The 5,278-nt window shown below is 66.7% G+C and carries 5 protein-coding genes; 2 read left to right on the forward strand and 3 right to left on the reverse strand.

Annotation, left to right across the window (positions count from 1 at the left end; genetic code table 11):
* Positions 1–208: 208 nt before the first annotated feature.
* Entirely contained in the window at positions 209–1,129 is a 921-nt protein-coding gene (locus tag Q1J95_RS14180; protein WP_300268685.1) for a 5'-3' exonuclease, read from the forward strand.
* 21 nt (positions 1,130–1,150) lie between these two features.
* On the opposite strand, the gene Q1J95_RS14185 is transcribed toward Q1J95_RS14180, so the two are convergent.
* From Q1J95_RS14185 to trpD, 3 genes are read right to left on the reverse strand one after another with little or no spacing between them, the layout of a single operon-like run.
* Positions 1,151–2,398: an MFS transporter gene (locus Q1J95_RS14185; protein ID WP_300268686.1), complete on the reverse strand. Its 1,248-nt coding sequence runs from the start codon at positions 2,396–2,398 to the stop codon at positions 1,151–1,153.
* On the reverse strand, positions 2,395–3,384 hold the full coding sequence (locus Q1J95_RS14190; RefSeq protein WP_300268688.1) for a PHP domain-containing protein: 990 nt from the start codon (positions 3,382–3,384) through the stop codon (positions 2,395–2,397). Before Q1J95_RS14190 ends, Q1J95_RS14185 begins: the two co-directional genes overlap by 4 nt.
* A 3-nt stretch (positions 3,385–3,387) precedes the next feature.
* Positions 3,388–4,452, reverse strand: coding sequence for an anthranilate phosphoribosyltransferase (trpD, locus tag Q1J95_RS14195; protein ID WP_300268691.1), 1,065 nt, complete (start codon positions 4,450–4,452; stop codon positions 3,388–3,390).
* Between the two features lie 141 nt (positions 4,453–4,593).
* Between trpD and Q1J95_RS14200 the strand changes: the two genes are divergently transcribed.
* Positions 4,594–5,278: heme-copper oxidase subunit III (locus Q1J95_RS14200; protein WP_300268694.1), on the forward strand; the 685-nt coding region annotated here is incomplete at its 3' end.

Below are 5,278 nucleotides of genomic sequence, written 5' to 3' on the forward strand. Positions count from 1 at the left end.
ACCGCGCACGTCGACGTCCGCTACACCGCCGAAGTCGACTTCGGCATCGGCTGGATCCCCCTCACCGGCGAAGTCACCGCCACCGGACCCGACCCACAGATCCGCATCTACGAAGCACACACCGCCCTCGTCGCCCACACCTGCCACGAAGACCCCACCGGACCCGGCTGCTGACCGGTACGTCACCCCCCTATGTCATGCTGAACGCATGAGCGAAAAGCTGATGCTGCTTGACACCGCGTCCCTCTACTTCAGAGCGTTCTACGGCGTTCCCGACAAGGTGAAAGCTGCCGACGGCACATCCGTCAACGCGGCACGCGGGCTGCTCGACATCATCGCCAAGCTCGTGACGCTCTACGACCCCACCCACATCGTCGCTTGCTGGGACGACGACTGGCGGCCCCAGTGGCGCGTCGACCTGATCCCCAGCTACAAGGAGCATCGCGTCGTCGAGGTCGTCGAGCCCGGTCCGGACGTCGAAGAGGTCCCCGACCCGCTCGAGAAGCAGATTCCCCTGATCCGCGAGGCGCTCACCGCGCTCGGGATCCCGATCATCGGCGTGACCGCGCACGAAGCCGATGACGTCATCGGCACCCTCGCCACGCGGTCGAACCTCCCGGTCGACATCGTGACGGGCGATCGCGACCTCTTCCAGCTCGTCGACGACAGCCGAGGCATCCGGGTCATCTACACCGCCCGCGGCATGAGCAATCTCGAGACCCTCACCGACGAAGCGGTCGTGGCGAAATACGGCGTGCTGCCGACACAGTACGCCGATTTCGCGACCATGCGCGGCGATGCGTCCGACGGGCTCCCCGGCGTCCCCGGCGTCGGCGAGAAGACAGCGGCCACACTCCTCAAGGCACACGGCGACCTCGCGGGCATCCGCGCCGCCGCCGCCGCAGGCGTAGGCATGAGCACAGGGGTGCAGGCGAAGGTGCTTGCCGCGGCCGAGTACCTCGACGTAGCCCCGACGGTCGTGGAGGTCGCGCGGAACCTGAACATCGAGGTGCCCGCAGAACCGGTCCGCCCCCTCGACGGCGCGCAGACAGCCGCCGCAGAGGCACTGGCTGAGCAGTGGAACCTCGGCGGTTCGATGCAGCGCGCGATCACCGCCCTGAACCGGTGACTCGAGTCGCGCACCGATGATTCAACGCCGCCGGAACGCCACGAGCATCGCCGACATCAGCGCGACCGTATAGGCCATCACGACCACGGTGAGCGCCCACAGCGGCACCTGCCACCCGCCGCTCGCCTCGCGCAGAGCGCCCATGATCGGCGCGCCGAGCGCCGCGAAAACGTATCCGGCACCCTGCACCACCGCCGACGTCGTGGCCGCTTCGGCATCCGACCTCGACACCCGCACCAGAGCCGTGAAGATCAGCACGAACCCGCTCGAGTGCGTGATCGCACCGAATGAAGCCCAAAGGGCGGCGAGCTCCGGCGCGATCAACATCCCGACGGCCATCGCCGCGTAGCAGACGCCCAACAGGAGCGCCGAGTAGAACGCCCCCACGAAGCGCAGCAGCAGCGGAGCGATCATCGCCCCGACGATCGCGACCCCCTGGAACACCGACGCGAGGGCGCCGGCGGCCACGGCATCCACGCGGGCGGTGTCGAGCAGGATCGTCGGGAACCAGGTCGACATCGCGTAGTAGACGGTCGACTGCGTGGCGAACGCCGCCGCAAGCAGCCAGACGATCGGGCGCCGGACGATCACCGCGACCCGATTGTCGACGATCACCGGCGTCGGTCCCGTCAACGCCGCTGTCTCCACTGCCATGCCCGATCGACGCGCAGGGGCTTCGCCGGAGGTCCGCTCCGCGGAGCGCCACGCGCGCGACCGCACGATGTGCACAAGCCACAGCGCGATCCCGATGACACCGAACGACCCCCACAGAAGAAGCGCGAGCGACCACCCGGTCGATGCCGCGATCGGGACCGTCGCTAGGGCCGCGAAGAGCGAACCCGCGTTTAGCGTCGCCGTATATGCGGCCGTGGCGACGGCGGTCCGTTCCGGCGGCAGATCGCGCCGGATGATCACGGGGATCACGACGTTGCCGATCGTGATCCCCGCGCCGATGATGACCATCCCAGCAAGCATCGAGCCGAATCCCGGGAGCGCGCGCACGAGCGTGCCGACGATCACACCCGCGAGTGAGAGCAGGAGCGCGATCTCGGCTCCTGCTCGACGGATCACCAGCGCGGCCAGCGGAGTGATCACCGCGAACATGATGACAGGAGCGGTCGTCAGCAGACCGGCGGACGCCGAACTGATGTCGAGATCGACGATGATCTCCGGCAGCACCGGAGTGAGCGCGATGATCGGTGCGCGCAGGCTGAGCGCAGCGACGAGGATGCCGACGAGCACCAGCCACGGAATGGCGCGTCGTGTCATTCCGCCCAGGCCTTCAGACGTTCCAGCCCCCAGGTGGTCACGATGCGCTCCGCGGGCACACCCGCGTTCTCCGCGCGCTCGGCGCCGTGATCCAGCAGCGACAACTGTCCCGGCGCGTGCGCATCCGAATCGATCGAGAACAGGCATCCGGCATCCAGAGCGAGCGCAATCAGGTCATCCGGCGGGTCCTGCCGTTCGGGACGCGCGTTGATCTCGACCGCGACGCCGTTCTCCGCGCAGGCTTCGAAGACCGCCCGCGCGTCGAATTGCGATCGCTCTCGCGTCCCGCGCTCGCCCTGCACCAGGCGGCCGGTGCAGTGCCCCAGCACGTTCACGCGCGGGTTCGACACGGCGACGATCATGCGCTGCGTCATGGATCGGGAATCCATCCGAAGCTTCGAATGCACCGACGCCACGACGATGTCGAGTTCGCCGAGAAGCGCTTGATCCTGGTCCAGCGTGCCGTCATCGAGGATGTCGACCTCGATGCCCGCGAGCATTCGAAATGCATCGGTCGACTCTGCGCGCACGAGCGGCATCTGCTTGCGAAGTCGCTCAGTCGACAGTCCTCGCGCCACGCGCAGGCGCGGCGAATGGTCGGTGATCGCCAGATACTCATGCCCCAGGGCGCGCGCAGCATCCGCCATCGCGCTGATCGGCGTCGCGCCATCCGACCATTCCGTGTGCGCGTGCAGATCACCACGCAGCTTCGTCCGCAGGAGTGAACGACGTTCCGGCTCCACCTCCCCGCGCAGCTCCACGAGGTAGCTCGGGATCTCCCCCGCCTGCGCCTGACGAATAACCGCAAACGTCGACTCACCGATGCCTTTTGTCGCGCGGAGCCGGTTCGGATCCCCCCGCACCGCCTCGGGCAGCGCCTCGAAGGTCGCCGCCGCCTGGCGGAAGGCCTTCGCCCGATATCGCGATGCCCGTTCTCGCTCGAGAAGCGTCGCGATCTCGAGCAGCGCGACGACCGGATCGACCATGACTCAGACCGCGGCGAGCTCGCGAGTCGCTGCCACCCAGGCATCCAGCTTCGCCGACGAGCTTCCGTCGTCGATCGCGGCCTCGGCGCGCCCATATGCGTCACGCAGGCGATCCAGAATCGGACGCTGCACCTGCGTCGCGTCCTGCGAAAGCTCGAACGCGACGATCCCCGCAGCCGCATTCAACAGCACGATGTCGCGCACCGGTCCACGCTTTCCTGCCAGCGTGTCACGCAGCACACCGGCGTTGTGCTCGGGCGAGCCGCCCAGAAGATCGGCCAGGTCGGCAACGGGGATTCCCAGATCGCGCGGGTCGAGATCGTGCTCGTGAATATCCCCACGCGTGACTTCCCAGATTCGGCTGTGACCGGTCGTGGTCAGCTCGTCCAGGCCATCGTCGCCGCGGAACACCAACGCCGTCGCGCCGCGCGTACGAAACACCCCCGTGATGAGCGGAACGCGCTCGAGCTGTGCGACGCCGACCGCGTTCGCCTCGGCACGAGCCGGGTTGCACAGCGGACCCAGCATGTTGAACACCGTGGGAACGCCCAACTCGCCACGTGCGCCACCCGCGTGCTTGAACCCCGGATGAAACGCTGCCGCCCATGCGAACGTGATGCCCGTGCGGTGCAGAACCTCCGCGACGTCTTCCGGTTTGAGAGAGAGCTCCAGCCCCAGCGCGCCCAGAACATCGGACGAGCCGGATGACGAGCTCGCCGCCCGATTGCCGTGCTTGACGACGGGGATGCCGGTGGCGCCGATGATGACTGCGGCCGTGGTCGATACGTTGACGGTTCCCACCCGATCGCCGCCGGTGCCGACGATGTCGAGAACATCCGGAGACACGGGAAGAGCAACAGCCGCCTCGAGAATCGCGTCGCGGAAGCCGACAACCTCGTCGATCGTCTCGCCCTTCGCGCGAAGCGCGATGAGAAAACCGGCCAGTTTCGCATCGGAGACCTTGCCCTGCATCACCTGGCGCATCGCCCACGTCGACTCCCACACGCTCAGATCACGCCCATCGAGCAGCGTGGTGAGGACGTCGGGCCAGGTCAGGGAATCAGCCATGTCAGCGATCTTATCGGCGCAAACAAATTCCTTGCGCAATCCACCGCGGCGGTGCAAGCTTGATTTCCCTTGAATTCACCGCAGATTCGCAGGTCACTCTTAGGGTCCCCTAAGTCGCACAACAGCGAATCGGGGGCCGAGATGCAAGAATCACCCTCGCGGATCGGCCATAATGGAGGAGTGACCACCTCAGCGACCTATGCCCCGGCGGCAAGAACGATCAAGCGCCCGAACCCGGTAGCTGTCGGCACCATCGTGTGGCTCGGCAGCGAGGTGATGTTCTTCGCGGGACTGTTCGCGATTTACTTCACCCTCCGCAGCACCTCCCCCGAGCTATGGGGCGACCGCACGGAACTGCTGAACGTTACCTTCGCCGCGATCAACACCGCGATCCTCGTCTTCTCCTCCGTGACCTGCCAGATGGGCGTGTTCGCGGCCGAAGACATGCAGCCCTACCGCATCAAGCGAGGCCAGCTCAACGCCGCAGGGCGCCGACGCCTATTCGGCTGGGGCATGGTCGAGTGGTTCTGGCTCACCTTCGCCCTCGGCGCGATCTTCGTCTCGGGCCAGGTCTGGGAGTACGCTCAGCTGGTCGCTGAAGGGCTCCCGATCCAAGCGGATGCCTATGCTTCCGCCTTCTACATCACAACGGGCTTCCACGCGCTCCACGTCACCGGCGGACTCATCGCGTTCCTGCTCGTCATCGGACGGGCGTACGCGGTCAAGAACTTCACGCACAAGGAGGCGACTTCCTCGATCGTCGTGTCGTACTACTGGCCCTTCGTCGACGTCGTCTGGATTGTGCTGTTCTTCGTCATCTACTTCC

Source organism: Microbacterium sp., assembly GCF_029263575.1.
GTDB lineage: Bacteria > Actinomycetota > Actinomycetes > Actinomycetales > Microbacteriaceae > Microbacterium.